Origin of the sequence: Tardiphaga sp. vice154 (assembly GCF_007018645.1) — a bacterium.
In the GTDB taxonomy this organism is placed as follows: Bacteria; Pseudomonadota; Alphaproteobacteria; order Rhizobiales; family Xanthobacteraceae; genus Tardiphaga.
In genome coordinates, this window is record NZ_CP041399.1 from 563,010 (window position 1) to 579,734 (window position 16,725).

15 protein-coding genes are annotated in these 16,725 nt (G+C 60.8%); 10 read left to right on the top strand and 5 right to left on the bottom strand.

Annotated elements, in window-relative coordinates:
• The first annotated feature begins 230 nt into the window (after positions 1-230).
• From aepX to asnB, 6 genes are all read left to right on the top strand, one after another.
• Complete coding sequence (gene aepX / locus FIU28_RS02590; protein WP_143571536.1) at positions 231-1,529, top strand: phosphoenolpyruvate mutase; 1,299 nt, start codon at positions 231-233, stop codon at positions 1,527-1,529.
• 1 nt (position 1,530) lies between these two features.
• Positions 1,531-2,670, top strand: coding sequence for a phosphonopyruvate decarboxylase (gene aepY, locus FIU28_RS02595; RefSeq protein WP_143571537.1), 1,140 nt, complete (start codon positions 1,531-1,533; stop codon positions 2,668-2,670).
• 186 nt (positions 2,671-2,856) lie between these two features.
• Positions 2,857-3,804, top strand: a complete 948-nt coding sequence (locus tag FIU28_RS02600) for a methyltransferase (RefSeq protein ID WP_168204632.1) — start codon at positions 2,857-2,859, stop codon at positions 3,802-3,804.
• 296 nt (positions 3,805-4,100) lie between these two features.
• Positions 4,101-5,030 (top strand): TauD/TfdA family dioxygenase, encoded by a 930-nt coding sequence (locus FIU28_RS02605; protein WP_168202843.1) that lies wholly within the window; start codon positions 4,101-4,103, stop codon positions 5,028-5,030.
• Positions 5,031-5,081: 51 nt separating this feature from the next.
• The gene (locus FIU28_RS02610) at positions 5,082-5,777 is read left to right on the top strand and encodes a phosphocholine cytidylyltransferase family protein (protein ID WP_143571540.1); all 696 of its coding nucleotides are present in this window, start codon (positions 5,082-5,084) and stop codon (positions 5,775-5,777) included.
• A gap of 3 nt (positions 5,778-5,780) precedes the next feature.
• A complete protein-coding gene (gene asnB, locus FIU28_RS02615) occupies positions 5,781-7,718 on the top strand; it encodes an asparagine synthase (glutamine-hydrolyzing) (protein WP_143571541.1) in 1,938 nt (645 codons plus the stop codon).
• Between the two features lie 91 nt (positions 7,719-7,809).
• On the opposite strand, the gene FIU28_RS02620 is transcribed toward asnB, so the two are convergent.
• Entirely contained in the window at positions 7,810-8,481 is a 672-nt protein-coding gene (locus FIU28_RS02620) for a thymidylate kinase (RefSeq protein WP_168202844.1), read from the bottom strand.
• A 155-nt stretch (positions 8,482-8,636) separates the two neighbouring features.
• Between FIU28_RS02620 and FIU28_RS02625 the strand changes: the two genes are divergently transcribed.
• From FIU28_RS02625 to FIU28_RS02640, 4 genes are all read left to right on the top strand, one after another.
• On the top strand, positions 8,637-9,791 hold the full coding sequence (locus FIU28_RS02625; RefSeq protein ID WP_143571543.1) for a hypothetical protein: 1,155 nt from the start codon (positions 8,637-8,639) through the stop codon (positions 9,789-9,791).
• 221 nt (positions 9,792-10,012) lie between these two features.
• Positions 10,013-10,222 (top strand): hypothetical protein, encoded by a 210-nt coding sequence (locus FIU28_RS02630; RefSeq protein ID WP_143571544.1) that lies wholly within the window; start codon positions 10,013-10,015, stop codon positions 10,220-10,222.
• A 10-nt stretch (positions 10,223-10,232) separates the two neighbouring features.
• Complete coding sequence (locus tag FIU28_RS02635) at positions 10,233-11,129, top strand: hypothetical protein (protein ID WP_143571545.1); 897 nt, start codon at positions 10,233-10,235, stop codon at positions 11,127-11,129.
• A gap of 39 nt (positions 11,130-11,168) precedes the next feature.
• Entirely contained in the window at positions 11,169-12,314 is a 1,146-nt protein-coding gene (locus FIU28_RS02640) for a hypothetical protein (RefSeq protein WP_143571546.1), read from the top strand.
• On the opposite strand, the gene FIU28_RS02645 is transcribed toward FIU28_RS02640, so the two are convergent.
• The 4 genes from FIU28_RS02645 to FIU28_RS02665 form a co-directional block, all read right to left on the bottom strand.
• Positions 12,301-13,002 carry a hypothetical protein gene (locus tag FIU28_RS02645; RefSeq protein WP_143571547.1) on the bottom strand — a complete coding sequence of 234 codons (702 nt, stop codon included), beginning with the start codon at positions 13,000-13,002 and terminating at the stop codon, positions 12,301-12,303. The two genes, FIU28_RS02640 and FIU28_RS02645, sit on opposite strands and share 14 nt — an antisense overlap.
• 586 nt (positions 13,003-13,588) lie before the next feature.
• Complete coding sequence (locus FIU28_RS02655) at positions 13,589-14,137, bottom strand: hypothetical protein (protein ID WP_143571549.1); 549 nt, start codon at positions 14,135-14,137, stop codon at positions 13,589-13,591.
• 175 nt (positions 14,138-14,312) lie between these two features.
• Complete coding sequence (locus FIU28_RS02660; protein ID WP_143571550.1) at positions 14,313-15,146, bottom strand: CHAD domain-containing protein; 834 nt, start codon at positions 15,144-15,146, stop codon at positions 14,313-14,315.
• Positions 15,143-16,699: a bifunctional aminoglycoside phosphotransferase/ATP-binding protein gene (locus FIU28_RS02665; protein ID WP_143571551.1), complete on the bottom strand. Its 1,557-nt coding sequence runs from the start codon at positions 16,697-16,699 to the stop codon at positions 15,143-15,145. The genes FIU28_RS02660 and FIU28_RS02665 overlap by 4 nt, the downstream gene beginning before the upstream one ends.
• Positions 16,700-16,725: the final 26 nt, after the last annotated feature.

Below are 16,725 nucleotides of genomic sequence, written 5' to 3' on the forward strand. Positions count from 1 at the left end.
AACGAAACCGCTGTTCCTTCGGTCCCGCGTGCGGAAACGCGAACACATACTCGCAGCATCGGCCCGGTGGCCGCATTATATCTCACCCGTGACGTTTGCCGTCATCCGGCTTCGCGGACGTGCGACGTGCGAAAGCAAATTGTTGATTAAATAGTTCGCTCGCGGAGGTTGTGCGTGCAATAATTTTACGGCAGGATGCCATTGATCGCAGTGGCCGATGAGCGAGCATCATGCCTAAGACCGTCTACGTCACAATGGTCGCGGAGGTTCCTCTTGAAAGCCAAATGAACGTCATCGAAACCGCCCGCCGCTATGGCGATGTGGTGATAGGCCTGCTGACAGATCCAGCGCGTACGAAAGTTGACGGTGTGCTGCATCCGAACTACCAGTACCGCAAGCGAATTCTGGAAAATATCGCAGGCGTCAAGGAAGTCGTGTCACAGCAGAATTCGGATTACCTTCTGTCCTTGCGGCGGTTGAGGCCGGACTATCTGATCTGCGGCGACGAATGGCATGGCGAAGTGCACAGCAGCCATCGGGAGGAAGCGTTGGCGGCGATGCTCGAATGGCGTGGACAGATCATCGAGATCGCTTACGCCAGTGGAGCCAGTGACCGTCTTCCCGTTTTCGACGTCGTGCTGGGAACCACTCCGACGGTCCGTCTACGCCAGCTGCGCCGACAACTGGCCGGATCTGGCTTTGTGCGCGTACTGGAAGTGCACAGCCCTCTATCCGGACTGATTGTCGAATCTATCGCCGCCGAGCGCGACGGTCGGTCGGTCGGGTTCGATGCGATGTGGTCATCGAGCCTCGTTGATTCCACAGTCAGGGGAAAGCCCGATACTGAAGCAGTGGACCACAGCGCGCGCTTTGCCGGGATCAACGATCTGTTCGAGGTCACCACCAAGCCGCTCATCTACGATGCCGACACCGGTGGGCGCGCCGAACACTTCGCATTCACCGTACGCTCACTCGAACGCTTGGGTGTATCCGCCGTCATCGTCGAAGACAAGATCGGCTTGAAACGCAATTCGTTGCTCGGCAACGACGTGACGCAGACCCGCGAGAGCGTGGAGAATTTCTGCCACAAGATCAGCGTGGGAAAGGCGGCGCAGGCGACCGGCGACTTCGCCATTATCGGTCGGATAGAGAGCTTCATTCTCAATGCCGGGCTCGATGACGCGCTCTTTCGGGCAAGGGAATATGTCGCGGCCGGTGCCGACGGGATCATGATTCACAGCCGCAGCAAGGAGCCCGATGAAATCTTCGCCTTCTGCGAAAAATTCCGCAAAGCGGATACTGAAACATTCCTGGTTGCGGTACCGACAAGTTACAGCGGCGTCTATGAGCATGAACTCAGGGCGCGCGGGATAAATGTTGTGATCTATGCCAACCATCTTCTACGCGCCGCCTATCCAGCGATGATGCAGGTGGCAAGGGCTATCCTGGAAAATAGCCGCTGTCGGGAGGCCGATTCCTTGTGTATGTCGGTCGACAGCATTCTGCGGCTCATTCCTGGAACCGCATGAGATGATCGACCCATCGGCTTTCATCGCATTCCTGCGAAACTGTCAGGTTACTTTTTTTGTCGGCGTGCCGGATTCGCTTTTGCTGCCCTTTAGCGCCTGCCTGGCCGGAGCCGTGCCCGGTGAGCGTCATGTGATCGCCGCCAACGAGGGCAGCGCCATAGGGCTTGCTGCCGGCTATCATCTGGCCACCGGCGCCATAGGCTGCGTCTACATGCAGAATTCGGGGCTGGGCAACGCGATCAATCCGCTGACCTCGCTCATGGATGCGGAGGTCTACGCGATACCGGCCTTGTTGCTGATCGGTTGGCGCGGCGAAATGCGTGACGGAAAGCAAATCGAAGATGAGCCGCAGCACGCCAAGCAAGGTCGAATAACGCTCGGCCTGCTGGAATGCCTCGACATCCCTTACGTCGTGCTGCAAGCGGAGACCACGGGGGTCGAGCAGGTCGTCGGCGAGCTTGTCGATCGGGCAGGTGCGGAATCGCGCCCCGTCGCTTTGGTCGTGCGCCGTGACACGTTCAGCGGTAGCAAAGCCGATCTCCCGATGTCGCCATATTCCTTGTCGCGCGCAGACGGCGTGAAAGCGGTGCTGGAGGGCCTCCCGCAAGACGCGGTCATTGTATCGACCACCGGAAAGGTGTCGCGCGAACTTTATGAAATGCGGGTCATCGACGGGGCCGATCCGACGCGTGATTTTCTGACGGTCGGCTCCATGGGACACGCATTGCAGATCGCATCCGGTATCGCTCTGGCGCGACCGGACAAAACAATCGTCTGCATTGACGGCGATGGCGCCCTGATCATGCATATGGGGGGAATGGCAACCAGCGCCGCGATACCGAACCTGTTGCACGTTGTCATGAACAACGGCGCGCATGAATCCGTCGGCGGCGCGCCGACCAGGGGGTTTGCGATCGATCTGCCGGCTGTGGCGCGCGCCTGCGGCTACACTACCGTTCAGCAAGCGACCAGCGGCGCTGAGGTTGGTTATGCCGTACGAAACGCGCTTGCCGCGCGCGGTTCAGCCTTTGTTGAGATTCGCACCAACTTGCAGTCCCGGATTGATCTCGCGCGCCCCAAGACTGCGCCTCGTCTTGCCAAGCAGGAATTCATGCGCTGCTTTGAGCCCGTCGCTGATTGAATTGGAGCTGATTCGGCCATGGTGCAGGGGCGAAGCGGCAGGTTCGGCACCGGTCAGGACTTTGACCTTGCAGCTCTGGGGGACGCGCTTTCCCGATCGGCATTGGGCGAATGGGTCGCATGCTTCGATCCGTTGTGCCCCAGGCCGTCCGCATGGGATCTCTACCGCGACCGAGTTCCAACGGAGATGCGGCCGCTGGTCGATCTGTTCCTCTTGAACAGACCCGTGGAGCGCGAGGCGCTGCCGGAGAATATCGGAAATCTCATCCCCGGTATGGTCAGTCTAGGCATTGCCACCGAAGACCGCGGGCACGCCTGGATGACGTGTGGGCTGGTCGTCTTCCCGGTTTTCGGCAAATGGCTGTTATGCCAGCCGCCGGGGCCCAATCCGAAATTCTATTTCGGCGACGACTCACTGGGACTGCTGACTCGTATCCTGCCACGGGCCGGCGGGCGGTGCCTCGATCTCTGCGCCGGTCCGGGCCTGCTCGCTTTGCACAGCGCCGTCGTTGCGGGTTGCGTGACCGCGGTCGAATCCGATCCTGACGCTGTGCAGCTCGCACAATTCAACGCCGCGCTCAACAGGCTGTCGCATCGTGTGGAAGTGCTTCAGGGGGACCTCTTTGAGCCGGTGCGGGGGCGGCAGTTCGACACGGTCATCGCCAACCCGCCGATGTTGCCCTATCCGGAAGAACTGGCCGGTCCCTCGATCGGCCATGGTGGCCCCGATGGGCTCCGCGTCACCCGTCGCATACTGGCAGGACTGCCTGAAGCGTTGAGCGAAACCGGAACGGCGCAAATGATCGGAACATGTCTCAGCGACGGCGCGACCCCGATCGGCCTTGAACAATTGCGGGCCGCGGGCGGCAAACGGTTGAACCTCACAGTGAGCATCCTGTCGCATCACGCTTTGTCGGCAGCGGATCCGTTTTTGCACGCCCTCATCGCGACTGTTGCCGCGATCGCCAGCGAGAGGGAAGCGATCATACGCCAATCCTATTCCGCGTTGCTGATGCGCGCTCGCGCAAGCCACTTGTGCAATTTCTTCATTCACGCGGTCCATGGCGACGGGCAATTGCGTCTGATCGACGCGGCGCGTTGGAATCAGAGCGGGCAATGGTACACTAGGAACTAGCGTTCTCGCCGGCCGTTGTGGTGGCTGCCTGGCGATGGTTGTGAACGGGCCGCGACCTCGCAATCCCAGAATATCAGGCGAAAAGTCGGCCGCTGCTCGCCAAATGCCTTTGACTCCGCATTGACAAAAATACCCGCACAGGTTTAGTTTGTAAGAAGTGCGACCTTACGGTTTTAGCGTGAGCCGCGATGCATCAATCTGGAAGATCAATTGAACAGGACTATCCGCGCCTGCGGTCTTTAATCAGAGACCCATCGGTTGCATGGGATATCAATACGATTTCGCGGGACGCCGCCTTGTACGCCCTGAGTGCGGACTTCCTGCGGGAGCTGAATAAAAACAGGCGGCTCCTTGATCAGGAGATTCCGCTCGAAGGGTGCGACGTCGACAACACTGCGTTTCCGGTGCTGAGGCGTGAGACGGAGCACATCCGAAAAAATCTGATCGAGCGCGGATTTGGCTTCGCCATTCTGCGCGGGCTGGATCCAACGTCCTACACTCAGCTAGAATTGGAAAATGCCTATTGGCGCATTTGCGCCGAACTCGGTACGCCATTTGTTCAGAAGGCGCACAATGTCAGATTTGGCCGTGTCGAAGATCTGAGCCTGTCGGAGGAGGCGCGTCCGCGTTATCATGAGACCGGGACCGGTGGCTCGATCCATACCGATAGCCCCATCATGCCGCGGGTGGCCGACTTTGTCGGCCTTCTTTGTGTCAGAGTGGCTATTCAAGGGGGGCAGAGCAAGTTCGTCAGTGTCGCGCGGGTGCACAATATCCTCTTGCAGCACGCCAGCGATCTGTTGGCGGAGCTTTATCAGCCGTTTTACTTTGACCGCCGGATCAAGGTGACCGACGTATCGCCGCAGAACCCGGCGCTATTGCTGGAGCCGATCTTCACCTATGAGCCCGCGCTGGGCGATCGCGGCCTCAAGCTGCGTTGGCAGCCAGAATATGTCTGGGGAGCCCCACAATTGGCGGGCGTCCCCCCGCTGAACGAGAAGCAGCGGCTGGCGCTGCATCTGTTGGAAGGCCTGCTCGAAGACCGCACCGGTGCCATCACAGTCTGCATGACCATGCAGCCGGGCGACATTCAGCTGGTCAACAACCGTGTGCTGGCCCACGGCAGGACGCCGTTCTTCGATCATCGCCTTTCAGACAATCCGGCAAAGTCCGATCCCGAGCGGCGAAGATTGATGCGCCGGGTCTGGATGCACCGCTTTGATTGAGATCCCCTGCTCATCCACAAACGCAAACGCCCGAAGCGGAAGGCGCATCGGATGAGAGCGCTGATCCTTGCGGCCGGCAGGGGCACACGGCTTGAGGCGGTCAATGGAGGCCTCCCGAAAGGGCTCGTCGAGGTTGGCGGAAAACCGATACTCGATCGGCAAATAGAGCTGCTGGAGTCGCTGGACGTTGACCGGATTTGCATCGCGACCGGCTATAATTACGAATTGATTGAGAAGCGCTATGGCGAGCGGGTTGACTATCGTTACAATCCGTTTTTCGAGCATGGCAACAATATCGTGAGCTTTATGTTCGCGCGTGACTGGATCGATGGCGATCTCGTCGTGCTATATGCGGATCTGATCTACGAGCCCGCGATACTGGATGCGGCGCTCAATTCTACTGCTGATATCGGAATGGTCGTGGACCGCAACGCGGTCGAGCGTGGACACGCCCTGGTGTCTGTTGAGAATGGAAAGATTACGCGCGTTGGCACGGAGCTCGGCGAAAGCGAGGCCCATGCCCGCTTCATCGGCATCGCGAAATATTCGACCGATGGTCTGAACGCGATGCTTCCGGAGATCGAAAGCGCGGTAAAGGCCGGCAAGACGGACCAGTATTACATCATCGGCGCAAGGTCGCTTATGACACGGGGCTATCCGGTCGTTCCGGTCGATATCAGCGGTCGAAAGTGGCTTGAGATTGACTTCCCGGAGGATCTGGAACGCGCTCGCCGTGAATGGGCGTGATGGATGTGCGGCATTTTCGGAATCGCGTCCGTTTCCGCGCTCGCTGAATCCCGGTGCCTATTGGAGGCGCTGACCGATCGACTGCAACACCGCGGACCCGACGAGCGCGGCAGCTACCTCGATGACACCGTATTCCTCGGCCACCGCCGCTTGTCCATCATCGATCTGCGGGGCGGCCGTCAGCCGATGACGGCATGTGACGGTCGATATGTCATTGTCTACAATGGCGAGCTTTACAACTTCAGGGAGGTGCGTGCCGCGCTCGAAAATCGCGGGCATCGATTCAAGACCGAAAGCGACACCGAAGTCATCCTTCGCGCCTTTGCCGAGTGGGGCGCGGCGTGCGTCACGCGCTTCAATGGCATGTTCGCCTTTGCCATCTGGGATGGGCTAAAGCGAGCGTTGTTTCTGGCCCGCGACCGGCTCGGCATCAAGCCGCTTTACTACAGCGTCATAGGGCAGCGGCTTGTTTTTGCCTCGGAAATGAAAGCGATCACGGCGCACCCTGATTTTCAGCAGCGCGCCAACTTGGCGGCCCTGTCGAGTTATTTGAGCTTTCGCAGCGTGCTGGGTGAAGATACCGTCTTTGTCGGGTTGAAATCCTTGCAGCCGGGTCATCACCTGCTCTTTGCCGACGGTCGTGTCGGTATCAGGCAATATTGGGACATCCCGCATTCGCTTCCACGGACAGACAAGGGCGAAGACTATTATCTGACGACGCTGACGGAGAAGCTGTCGCAGGTGATCAGGCGTCATCTGGTCAGTGATGTTCCCGTTGGCGCATACCTCAGCGGTGGCCTCGACTCCAGTCTGATGGTTGCTATCATGGCCGAATACCACGCCGGACCGCTCAGGACCTATTCGGTCGGCTTCGACGTCGAAGGTTATGACGAGGGTGCTCATGCCGAGGTAGTAAGTCAACATCTCGGAACCCAGCACCGGCATCTGACTTTTGGTGCCGATAAATATATTGCGATGATGGACGGCATGATCCAGCACCGCGACCAGCCACTGTCGATTCCTCACGAAGTGGCGTTGTGCGCGCTGTCGCATGAGTTGAAGAAGGACGTCACCGTATGTCTGTCCGGGGAGGGGGCGGACGAACTGTTCGGCGGCTATGGCCGCGTCCAGAGGTCGCCGATGGACTACCGGAAGCTGGCGTTCTACCAGCGGCTGCCGACGCCGCTGCAGGCCCTGATCAAATTAACCCTTCATGATCCCGATGTCATTCAGCGTCTTGGCTTGAAGGACGACGTGGCGCATCTCCTCCATGTCTATCACTGGTGGCCGCTCGCTGCGAAGTGGGATATATTCAGCGACCAGGTCAATGCGGAACTCGATTTCGACCGCGCATTCCTGTCCCGCTGTCACGCCGTTCTTGACGCGACGCGAAGCGACGATGCGTATGACCGCGTGTTCTACTTCTTCGAGAAAATCCATTTGTTGAACTTGCTCGACCGTCTGGATGTGCAGAGCATGACCGCCTCGGTCGAGGCGCGGGTGCCGTTTGTCGACCACGAGCTGGTGGAGTTTGTCTGGTCCATTCCACTCAAGTACAAAATGCGCTGGAAATCGCCGCTGCACAGGCTCAGGGCCTGCTTTACGAAGAGCGAGAATGCTAGCGAGCACCTCGACGTCAGCAAATATCTCCTGCGCAGGGTCGCCGATGGGAAGCTGCCGCCGCAGATTTCGCGCCGTAAAAAGCTTGGCTTTCCGGTGCCGCTTGATGCCTGGTTCGGTGGTTCGCTGCAGAATTTCGCGCGTGAGATCCTGCTTGACGGCTGCACGCGGCGGCGCGGAATCTTCAATATGAAGAATGTCGAAGATCTTCTGCTGAACCCGCAGCACCTGGCGTACGATTTCTACGGCAAGCGGATCTGGATGCTGCTGAATGTCGAGTTGTGGTTCCGCGCGCATATTGACCGGGCCGTATCCATGTAGCGCGGCGTGAAGCGCGGAAAGACAGTCGAGAGCGAATTCAATGGATGGAAGCGTGTCCCGTCCGAATGGACAACCTATTGAAAGCTCACATCTAGAGCGCGAGCGTCGCCGGTTCGCCACATTTCCAGGTCGCACGGGCCTCCCCGATCCGCCGCACCAATTCGGCGACCAGCGCATCGAGGGACTGCGTACCATCGATTTCCTGCCATCCCAGACGCTGCGACCAGGAGTCTAGTCGTTCCAGAATGCGTCGCTGGTGCTGCAGGAAACTTTCGGGATGGCAGGCCGGATCCATGCCGCACTCATAGGCGACCAGATCGTCGTGCTTGCGCCGGTACATTTCCTCGGGGCGCAGCTTGATGTAAAGCGTGATGTCCGGCTGCGGCAACAGACTCGCAGTGGCCAATGCCGCCTTCTCGTCCGCCCCGAAGATGATCTCGGCAGCAGTGTGCTTCATCCAGTAGCTGTCGTAAATGATTACCCGGCTGGCGTCGGCCTGATCCAGATGAGACGACACCGTAACCGCCATCGACCACAGCATGAAGAGAAGGCGCGCCGTTGCTGTCGGCATTTGCAGCACGCTATTGCGTAGTGTTTGCACGTCGGTGTCAATGAACGCCGACGCAGGGGAAAGGGTTGGGTTCAAGATATCGAAGCGATCGAGGCGCACGGCCTCCACCCCCATGTGTAGCAAAGCCTGCTCGACCTGCCTGCTCAGTGTCGTCTTGCCCGCGCCGTCCGCGCCCGCGATTGCCACCAGCACTTTCGACTCCTCCAGACCTGCCAGTGGCGTCGACTGAGACCCCGAACCGCGCAATTTTGACCGAAATCTCAAAGTTGTGTTGTCTTAACATGCATCCTGTACGATAATTTGGTCAAGCCAAGATTATTGTAGCTGACCGGGATGACGAGGTGCACGTGACAGTTATGGATCGGTTGGATGTGGCGTTTTTGGCGGCGGCAGGATCGGCGGCCCATCGCTTCCGCGTCGATCTGAAACCGGAACGGGTCGATGTGCGATCGGATGATGAACGCGCGGGAACTGTGCTGGAGCACGTTTTCGGTCCGGCGAACCTGACACTGGTCGGCCCGGCGGAGGCCGCCGCCGATTGGACCGTGGCGGCTGTCGCGAGTGATCGATATGGCGAAACGCTGCAAGCGTTTGCCGATGAAGCGCAGGACCTGTCGGCCCCGGGATTGGCTGACTACTGGCGCGGCGATTTTATTGCCGAACCGCTCAGCCGCTCGGCGCAACGGGCGGTGGTTCGCCATGTTCAGCCGTTCGATGGGCTGACGATCCTGCGGCGCGACCGCAAGCTTCTTGTCTACGTCTACCCGCTGGGGACGCGGCCGTTCATCCCGCATTTTGAGCATCTCGTTGCCTATGTGCTGCGGCTCGCCTGTTGGCAGCGAGGCTACGTGGACGTACACGCCGCCTTCGTACGCTATCGCGGCAAGGGTGTGGCGCTGATCGGTACGCGCAGAGCCGGAAAAACCTCGCTGGCCATGCATCTTTTGCAAAAGGGCGGCGAATTGCTGGGCAGCGACATGGCGGAACTGCGCGTAGATGCCGGAGGCGATCTCGCGGCGAAAGCCATACCCCATATGTGCCGGATCACGCCGGAAACGGTTCTGGACAATGGCTCGCTTGATAGCAGGATCGGACCGTCCGATGACCACAACAGCTGCTATCTCGCCGGGCCCCTGCTTTCGCATGGCAAGTACGAGTTGTATGAACCCTCGCTCAACCAGGTGTTTGGCAGGAAAGTTTGTATTGCGTCGATGAAGGTCGACGCGCTGTTGTTTCCGCATTTCGCCGTGGAAACAACCCGGCAGGCCATCCTGCGCATGCCGGACTCCATGGGGACGGAACGGCTCCTCAACAGTATCGAGAACGACCGGCCGCTCGCGGACTGGCTGCCGTTCGATCTGTCCTGCCGAAAACAGGCCGAGGCAGACATAAGAAAAAAGTTCAGCCATGACGACGTGAATGCCGGATCGTTCGATTTCCACTTCGGCAAAGAGAAATCGCTGTCATGGGACGAGATCGACGAAGCGTTCGACCGCATTTGATAGTTGCACTGTCCGTCGACATGAGGCTCGTGCAGCGCACAAAGAACGCCGTCGTCGCCGGAACCAACGGTCGACACTTCAACGCGACGGGTTGAACGAAGTGTAGCGCACGAATTTGTGTGATGCGCCGTAGGGCATTGACGGAACTGGTGCGTTGAGGTAGTAAATTATCGTTATACACTCTGTAAGTGAATTCTGCCCAAGGATGAGGAGAAGACACGATGACTGATCATGAAGTCGAGCGTTTATCCCAAGCAGCGAAAGTCCTGCACGAACATCGGACTGGCCTTGTACTCACCGGCCGCATCAAAGACGGAAAGCTGGTGCTGGACCAGGCGACGCAGGACGAAATAGCGCGCAAATTCGCCAAGGCTGATACGGCGTTTGTGGCGCTGAATTCGCCATTCGATCCGGCTTCCCAGTCGGTCTAGCGCGACCTCCATGCGCAGCCCGAATTCGGCAGAGCGAATCAGAGAGATAGCTGACCATGTCAGCGCTCTGGTGTCGGCGGAAGCATTCGGAAACAAGGTCGCCAGGATCGCACAGGTTGCGGTTGATCTGTATGGCGGCCTTGGCGAATGCCGGAAATATTCAGCGGCGATCGGCGAGGCGCTCGAACGAGAGCCGCCGCCGTTCGACGCCGAACCCTATGCCACCCTATATCAAGAATCCGCCACAGACCCTCGGTGGATGGCAACGTCGCTCCTGACTAATTCCGAGCGGGAAGGCGATGGTTCGAGACGTCTGTGGTCATTGGCCGCCTGTGCGCCGGACAAGGACGAACAGCGTCAACTGAAGCGTCACGCCGTCGATGAGTCGAAGCACTCTCTGATGTATCTGGCGTTGCTGGACCTTGCCTTTCCCAATTCGGTTTCGGTCGAGTTCCGCAATGAATTGCGGCAACTGTCTCCAGGCTTCTCAATGCACATGAAGCTTTTTCCGGTGAAGGGGTCGCCTTATGCAAAGGTTCCGACCATCGACGATTTTCTCCAGATGAATATCGCGGAAATCCGCACCACGATTCATCACGTTATGCAACGTCGCGCGCTCGAGGCCCATTGCCCGCCAAGAAACCGCCAGGCGATGAAAAGAATTCAGGACAGCCTTCTGAATGATGAGCTGGCTCATGTCGGTTACACGGCCTTCCTCATCGAAAAGCTTTCCGAGGGGGCGGACCAGTGCAACGTCGCCGCGCTATTTTGTAAGCGATTCAGCGATTTCAACCGGATCACCACGGAAGAGCTCGGCGACAATGCTTTCGATTGCTCGCTCGCTTGTTGCGCCCGGCGGGATTGGTGCCGTGCCAAGAAGACAGAGCCGAATTTCTACGATGGGTGAGAGGCCCCACGCGCCGGTTTGCCGCTACAGGTGTCGGGAATGACTCTTGAAGAGTTTCTCTGCCTTCATTTGATAGATCTCGGTGCGCTGGTCGAGGGCGCGCAGGCTGTCGCATCGATCGGAGAAGACGATGTTCTTCTTGCCGTCGGTTCGCTGGCCGAGGGATTGGGAACGACAAAATCAGACGTCGATCTGATCCTGATAACCCCCCGTGAAGAGCTTGCGCGGGTCTCGCCTGATGAAGTCGTGTCGTGGGTTTCCGGGACATGCATCATCGACATGCGGATATTGCCGCGAACCCAGGTCGTCTCGATTATCGACCGCATCGAAAGCTGGTCGCGTTCGGCCTGGAATGTCACCCGCGCAGCCGACTTCACCGCGAATGAGCTTCTGTTGCTGCACCGACTGTACGCCGGGACATTGCTGTGGCCGCGTGACGCTGAAGCCGATCACGTCAGCAGCAGCAGGCCGGCCTGCGCCAACATCGCACGCCTGAAGCTGCATGTGGCGCGGCATATGGCCCGGACGATCCAGGTCGACATGGTCGGATACCGCGACGCCGGGGACCATCGCTCAATGGTATTTGCGGCGCAGGAATTGCTTGGCCATGCGGTGGACGGATTTCTGGCTGGATTCCACCTCACCAATCCGACACCGAAATGGCGCAGCAGATTGCTGGAAAGGCTGCCAGTCGACTGGGGAGAGCGGCTGATGCTTCGTCCGACCGGCTTGAGCGCCAGTGAACTTGTCTGGCAGTTACACCGTGCGCCGGCAGCGCCGACGAAGAAATTGGCGCTCGACCATGCTTGCCGCATCGCGACATTTGCCCGCTCGGCCTTCACATGGGCCGAGTGTGAGCTTATCGGCGGTGCAGAGACGAAATTCGATCGATATAAATGGCCTGCTTCAGTCAGGCGCGGGGGAACGCCGTTGCCGAATCTGGAGCTCGACGTCGACTTCTGCTTGATGGAGGACGGCGTCGCGGTTGCCCGCTTGAATGAGCTCGGCGCGAGTCTGAAATTGTCGTTTGCCGAGTTCGCCATGATGCTGCTGTTCGATAACACCACGACCTCCCATGAGGCGGCGATCGTTGGCGATAGCGTCAATGGCGTCGGTTTCGGATTGCGCACCGTCGAGCGGATGGCAGATCAAGTCGAGCAATCCGGCTTCGTCATCGCCCGCTGATCGTCCCCCGAGCCTCATCACCGGCACGATTCGCCACCTCGTTCGGCCGCTCGAAATGCCCCAGAAAGTGAAGCGCCGCATCGGGCACATCCGGCGAATCTGAAGCCCCGTCGTGAATCACGTCGTCGGCATTGACGACATAGGCCTCGCCGGGATCGATCCGGACACGGACCGCAGGGTGGTTCAAATTCCGGCTGAGATACGCGCGAACCGCGTCCGGTGCCGACATGTTCGGCGGAAGTTCGCCAGAGAGCTTTCTGGCGGCCACCAGGGTTGACACGGGCGTCGGCAAGAAGACGAGATAGCGCGGGTTTAATCCGAGGTTGATGCAGAGCCGGCGTCGCGCGCGGGATCGTTCGATCAGCGGAATCTTGTCCCAGTTGTCGATGTGCAGCCCGATCCGCACGGGCGCCACCGGGTCCGGAATATGCGTCACCAAGCGCAGGCCCCCCGGGCCGACCCAGGCGCCTTGGCAGATGAGACCGTCGAGCCGACCGCAGAACCGCGCGATGTCTTCGATGCCCTCGCGCACGGCCTCGGGCAGAAATGTCAAATCGGCCTTGCGCCGCGATGCGATATGCGCTTCGAGCACGCGTGACAACCGCGGCAGCGGCACGACAAGCACTTCCGGATCCTTGTGCACGCCGGGGCTTCCGACGAGCCCCGAAAGTTCATCGGGCGTCGGCATGCGCCATTCGCCGCGCGGCGCGACAGCGTCCGGCAGAAAGCCGGCACCTCCGTCGGATATCGACTCGCCCGCGGGACAGAGTCCGGAGACAACGGAAAGCCTTCGCTCGGCGCAGCATTTGGGCGTCAGATCATGGACGCGGACGCAGCATTCCATCGCAGCTATTGATCTCCACATCAAAGCTATTCAACCTTAATGCGTTTTCTTGCCAAGGGCTAGCTGGAGATCGTAGTGCGGAGCCGTGTTTCTCTCTGGCGCCACACAATCATGGTGAAATAGAAACTGCAGCCGATGAAGGACTAATGGTTGATCAGGAAAATGCCGCTCGGCCGCTTCCTCCAAAGTAAATGATCGTGAAGGTCGGCAAACGACTAGATGTCTGCGATCCCAGCGATTGAACCGCCCCGGATTGATCGGAGGCTCCAACTTCTGAGAGGATGGAGCCATGACAAGCAAGACGACAAACAAGTTTTCACCCGAGGTCCGGGCCCGTGCGGTTCGGATGGTTCTGGATCACGCAAGCGAGCATTCGTCCCGCTGGGCGTCTTCGACTTCACGACCGCGATCTTGCAGCCTTAGCAGTCCTTCACGCGCAGACTGCCGATCTCGTCGATCCGCAAGCCGCTGAGTGCCGACAGCAAGCCTCCAAGCGGCCCAGCACCCGGCGAACATCTTCTTGGTATCCGTTGGTGAAAGAGTGCTCCTCGAACCAGATGTCGAGCAAGGCGCGGAGCGGTGTGCCTGTGCCGCTTGCGACGGCGGCGAACTGCTGAGCCTCCTGCGGCCCGTGAATAGCCTCGATGCGGGCCACGCGGTTGCTGAGGGCTTCCGCCACGGTAGTCTGCTCATCGGTCAACCCGGTCGCAACAGCCTCATCTTGCGCCGCTTGCCGCCAGCGCAGCGCCTCCTCGATCAGGGGCTTCTGTGTGGCGAGAGTCTTCACGCCCTTGAGCTTGGCCTTGATACGGCGGATCACATCCAACTTCTCCCGCTCAGCCTCCAGTTGATCGCGCGTGATGAGCACCTCGCGCACCTTGGTGCCGAACTCTGCCCGTTGACTGGGAGGGACCTTCATAACCACGCGAATGCGGTCGCCGTGCCATTCGAGATGGCGTCCGAGGTCGCGTCGTTTCATCGTCTGGCCATGTCGGAGGAGAGCAGGGTGCCCCCCCCTCTCCGCCACTCCCTTTCAAACCATTTAAAACGCTCCAACCGTCGTCAAGCCGTGCATCACGAGGTCGGCCAGCGTCGCGTCGCCGCCGCGGTATCTTTTGTGGCCGTGCCGTCAGGTGATCCCGCGTACCGCCGTATCAGCCGAACTTCTCGAACGCCTTCGTTGCCTTGTGCAGCAGTCTTTTCTTCTGCCTCGTATAGTTTCTCGCCGCGCGTTTCGCGGGTTGCCACTTTCGCAATCGGGCGAGATCGCGGAGTTCACCGAGCGCGTGCTGGGCGGAATGTGCCGCCTCGCGGCTGCGGCGCTCGGCGCGGCTTTCCGGCAGGCCGATCGCGGTGAGTGCCTCGCGCATGTAGCGGTAGCGTTTGGCGGCGATGCGCAGGCGGTGCAGCCGCCGGCCATGGCCCAATCCATGCGCGGTCTTGCGCGCCAGGTGCCGCTGCCATCGCTCCAGATGCTGCGGGGCGTAGTCGGCGAGCGAGCGTGTGCGTCGCCGGGCTGCGGCCGGAGCGGTCGTCGTCAGCCACGGGCCCTTGTCGACCCAGCGGGCAAGACCGGCGAGAAGCCGGTCGCAGCGGGCCGAGCGCAAGGCCGTCGCGAGCTGGCGGTGGGAGCGCGCGGTCGCGCCGGCGAGTTGCGTGTCGTCTTTGACGGCGAGGCGGCTGTCCTCAACGGTGCTGGCACAGGCGGTCGTCACGTCGTCGTCCCGCGCGGCGCCCAGCGCGGCGTTCAGCCAGCGGATGTCGATCTTCAGCTTCGGCCAGACCGCGTCCCGCGTCATCGCGGCGAAGAATTTTCGCGCGGCGCGCAGCCTGGTCAGCGCGATACGGATCTGATGGATGGCCTCCGGATGGCCGCGGCAGGCTGTGGCGCGGTGCTGCCGGACCGAACGCAGGCAGCCGCGCGCGATCTGCTGAAAGGCGTCCTGGCAGCGCCGCGCACCCGTCGTTTTCGCGTGAAGCGCGGTCATGCCTGGCTTCCGATCGTCTCGTCGATCCCCAGGCGGCTGCAGGCCCGGGCGAGCGTCTGCTCAGGCGATCCGCCGGCGTCGATGGCCGGCCATTCGACGCTGCCCAGCAACATGCCTTCTTGCAGGGTCGCGATCGCGGCCGTGGCATCGGAGGCGTCGTCGCGTCGCGGCCCGATCCGCGCGACGCGGACCACAAGATCGGCGCGCAGGAAAAGCCCGTCACGGGGAACGGCCCGCGGCGCTCCCGTGTCGAAGGAGGCGCGTTCGCTGTCGCGCAAGAAGGCCGCATCGACAATGGCGGAATGGCCCTGCGCCGCCACCTGCGTCGCGCCGCTCATCAGCCGGTCATAGACTCGCGCGGTGACCTCGGGCGTATAGGCTTCTTCCGGGAGCCGCTCGGTCTCGATTACGCCGAACAATTTCTTGCGGATGACATCGGAGCGCAGCACCAGGGCGCCGGGGGCGGGACCCAGCATCGGCGCCAGCCGGCGCGCCAACTCGCTCTTGCCGGTGCCGGACATGCCGCCGACCGCCACCATCCGGGGCGGCGCGGGATCGATCAGTGTAAGGGCCAGATCGAAGTAAAGCCTGGCCTCGTTCCAATCGGCCGTGCGGTTGTCGCCGCCCTGCTCGCTCCTGGTGAACAGCACATTGGCGCGGATCGCCGCGCGCATCGACAGGAACAGCGGCAGCAGCGCCAGCGCATCGCGGTTGGCGTCGGCGCTGCGCTCCATGTAGCGGTTGAACAGCGCGTTGGCGGCTGCCGTGCGGCCGTAGCGGATCAGATCCATCAGCGGAAATGCGAGGTCGTAGAGGATGTCCGTCGTGGCGAGCGCGGGATCGAATTCGATGGCATCGAACAGCACCGGCCGGCCGTCGATCAGGACGATATTGCCGAGGTGCAGATCGCCGTGGCAGCGACGGACGAAGCCCGCCTCGCTGCGCCCCGACAGCGTAGGCTGACGCGCGAGCCGGGCCGCCTGGCTCATCGCATCGAGGCGTTCGATATCCGGGGCGGCGATGCCCGCGAGGCTGCGAAACCTGTCGGTGTTGCGCGCGATGATGCCGGAGATGGAAGCCACCCAGCCGGTAGTTCGCAGCGCAGGCTGTTGTTTATGCGCCGCGACAATGGCATCGGCCAGCGCGATCGCCATCGGCGTCGAGATGTCGTCTTGGGCCGCCAGCCGCTCGAAGCCCAGCGTTTCGTCGAAGCGCGCCATCTCGACGGCCCATTCCACCGCCGGCCCGCTGCCATCGATATGTAGTCCGGCCGGGTCGCGCGTAATGGGAAGCACCCTTTGGTAGATCTGCGGCGCGAATGGTTTGTTGACATCGAGTTCCTGCTCGCAGGCGAGCCGGCGCCGGGCGAGGGTCGAGTAATCGAGAAACGGCAGCCGCACCGCGCGCTTGATTTTAAGCACGCGGGAGCGGCCGAGAAAGACGATCGAGGCGTGGGTGTCGATGCGCTGCATGCCAGGCTCGGCCTGTTGCAGGAAGTCGAGGATTGCGGCCTGCTCGCGTGCTTCGTCTGGCGCGTTAACTTCGATGGTCATCGGGGTTCTCCGCGGCGCCGGCCACG

Coding starts and splice junctions, on each gene's coding strand:
- aepX (WP_143571536.1), top strand. CDS start 231: ATGCCTAAGACCGTCTACGTCACAATGGTCGCGGAGGTTCCTCTTGAA.
- aepY (WP_143571537.1), top strand. CDS start 1,531: ATGATCGACCCATCGGCTTTCATCGCATTCCTGCGAAACTGTCAGGTT.
- FIU28_RS02600 (WP_168204632.1), top strand. CDS start 2,857: ATGCGGCCGCTGGTCGATCTGTTCCTCTTGAACAGACCCGTGGAGCGC.
- FIU28_RS02610 (WP_143571540.1), top strand. CDS start 5,082: ATGAGAGCGCTGATCCTTGCGGCCGGCAGGGGCACACGGCTTGAGGCG.
- asnB (WP_143571541.1), top strand. CDS start 5,781: ATGTGCGGCATTTTCGGAATCGCGTCCGTTTCCGCGCTCGCTGAATCC.
- FIU28_RS02630 (WP_143571544.1), top strand. CDS start 10,013: ATGACTGATCATGAAGTCGAGCGTTTATCCCAAGCAGCGAAAGTCCTG.
- FIU28_RS02635 (WP_143571545.1), top strand. CDS start 10,233: ATGCGCAGCCCGAATTCGGCAGAGCGAATCAGAGAGATAGCTGACCAT.
- FIU28_RS02640 (WP_143571546.1), top strand. CDS start 11,169: ATGACTCTTGAAGAGTTTCTCTGCCTTCATTTGATAGATCTCGGTGCG.
- FIU28_RS02645 (WP_143571547.1), bottom strand. CDS start 13,002: ATGCCGACGCCCGATGAACTTTCGGGGCTCGTCGGAAGCCCCGGCGTG.
- FIU28_RS02655 (WP_143571549.1), bottom strand. CDS start 14,137: ATGAAACGACGCGACCTCGGACGCCATCTCGAATGGCACGGCGACCGC.
- FIU28_RS02660 (WP_143571550.1), bottom strand. CDS start 15,146: ATGACCGCGCTTCACGCGAAAACGACGGGTGCGCGGCGCTGCCAGGAC.
- FIU28_RS02665 (WP_143571551.1), bottom strand. CDS start 16,699: ATGACCATCGAAGTTAACGCGCCAGACGAAGCACGCGAGCAGGCCGCA.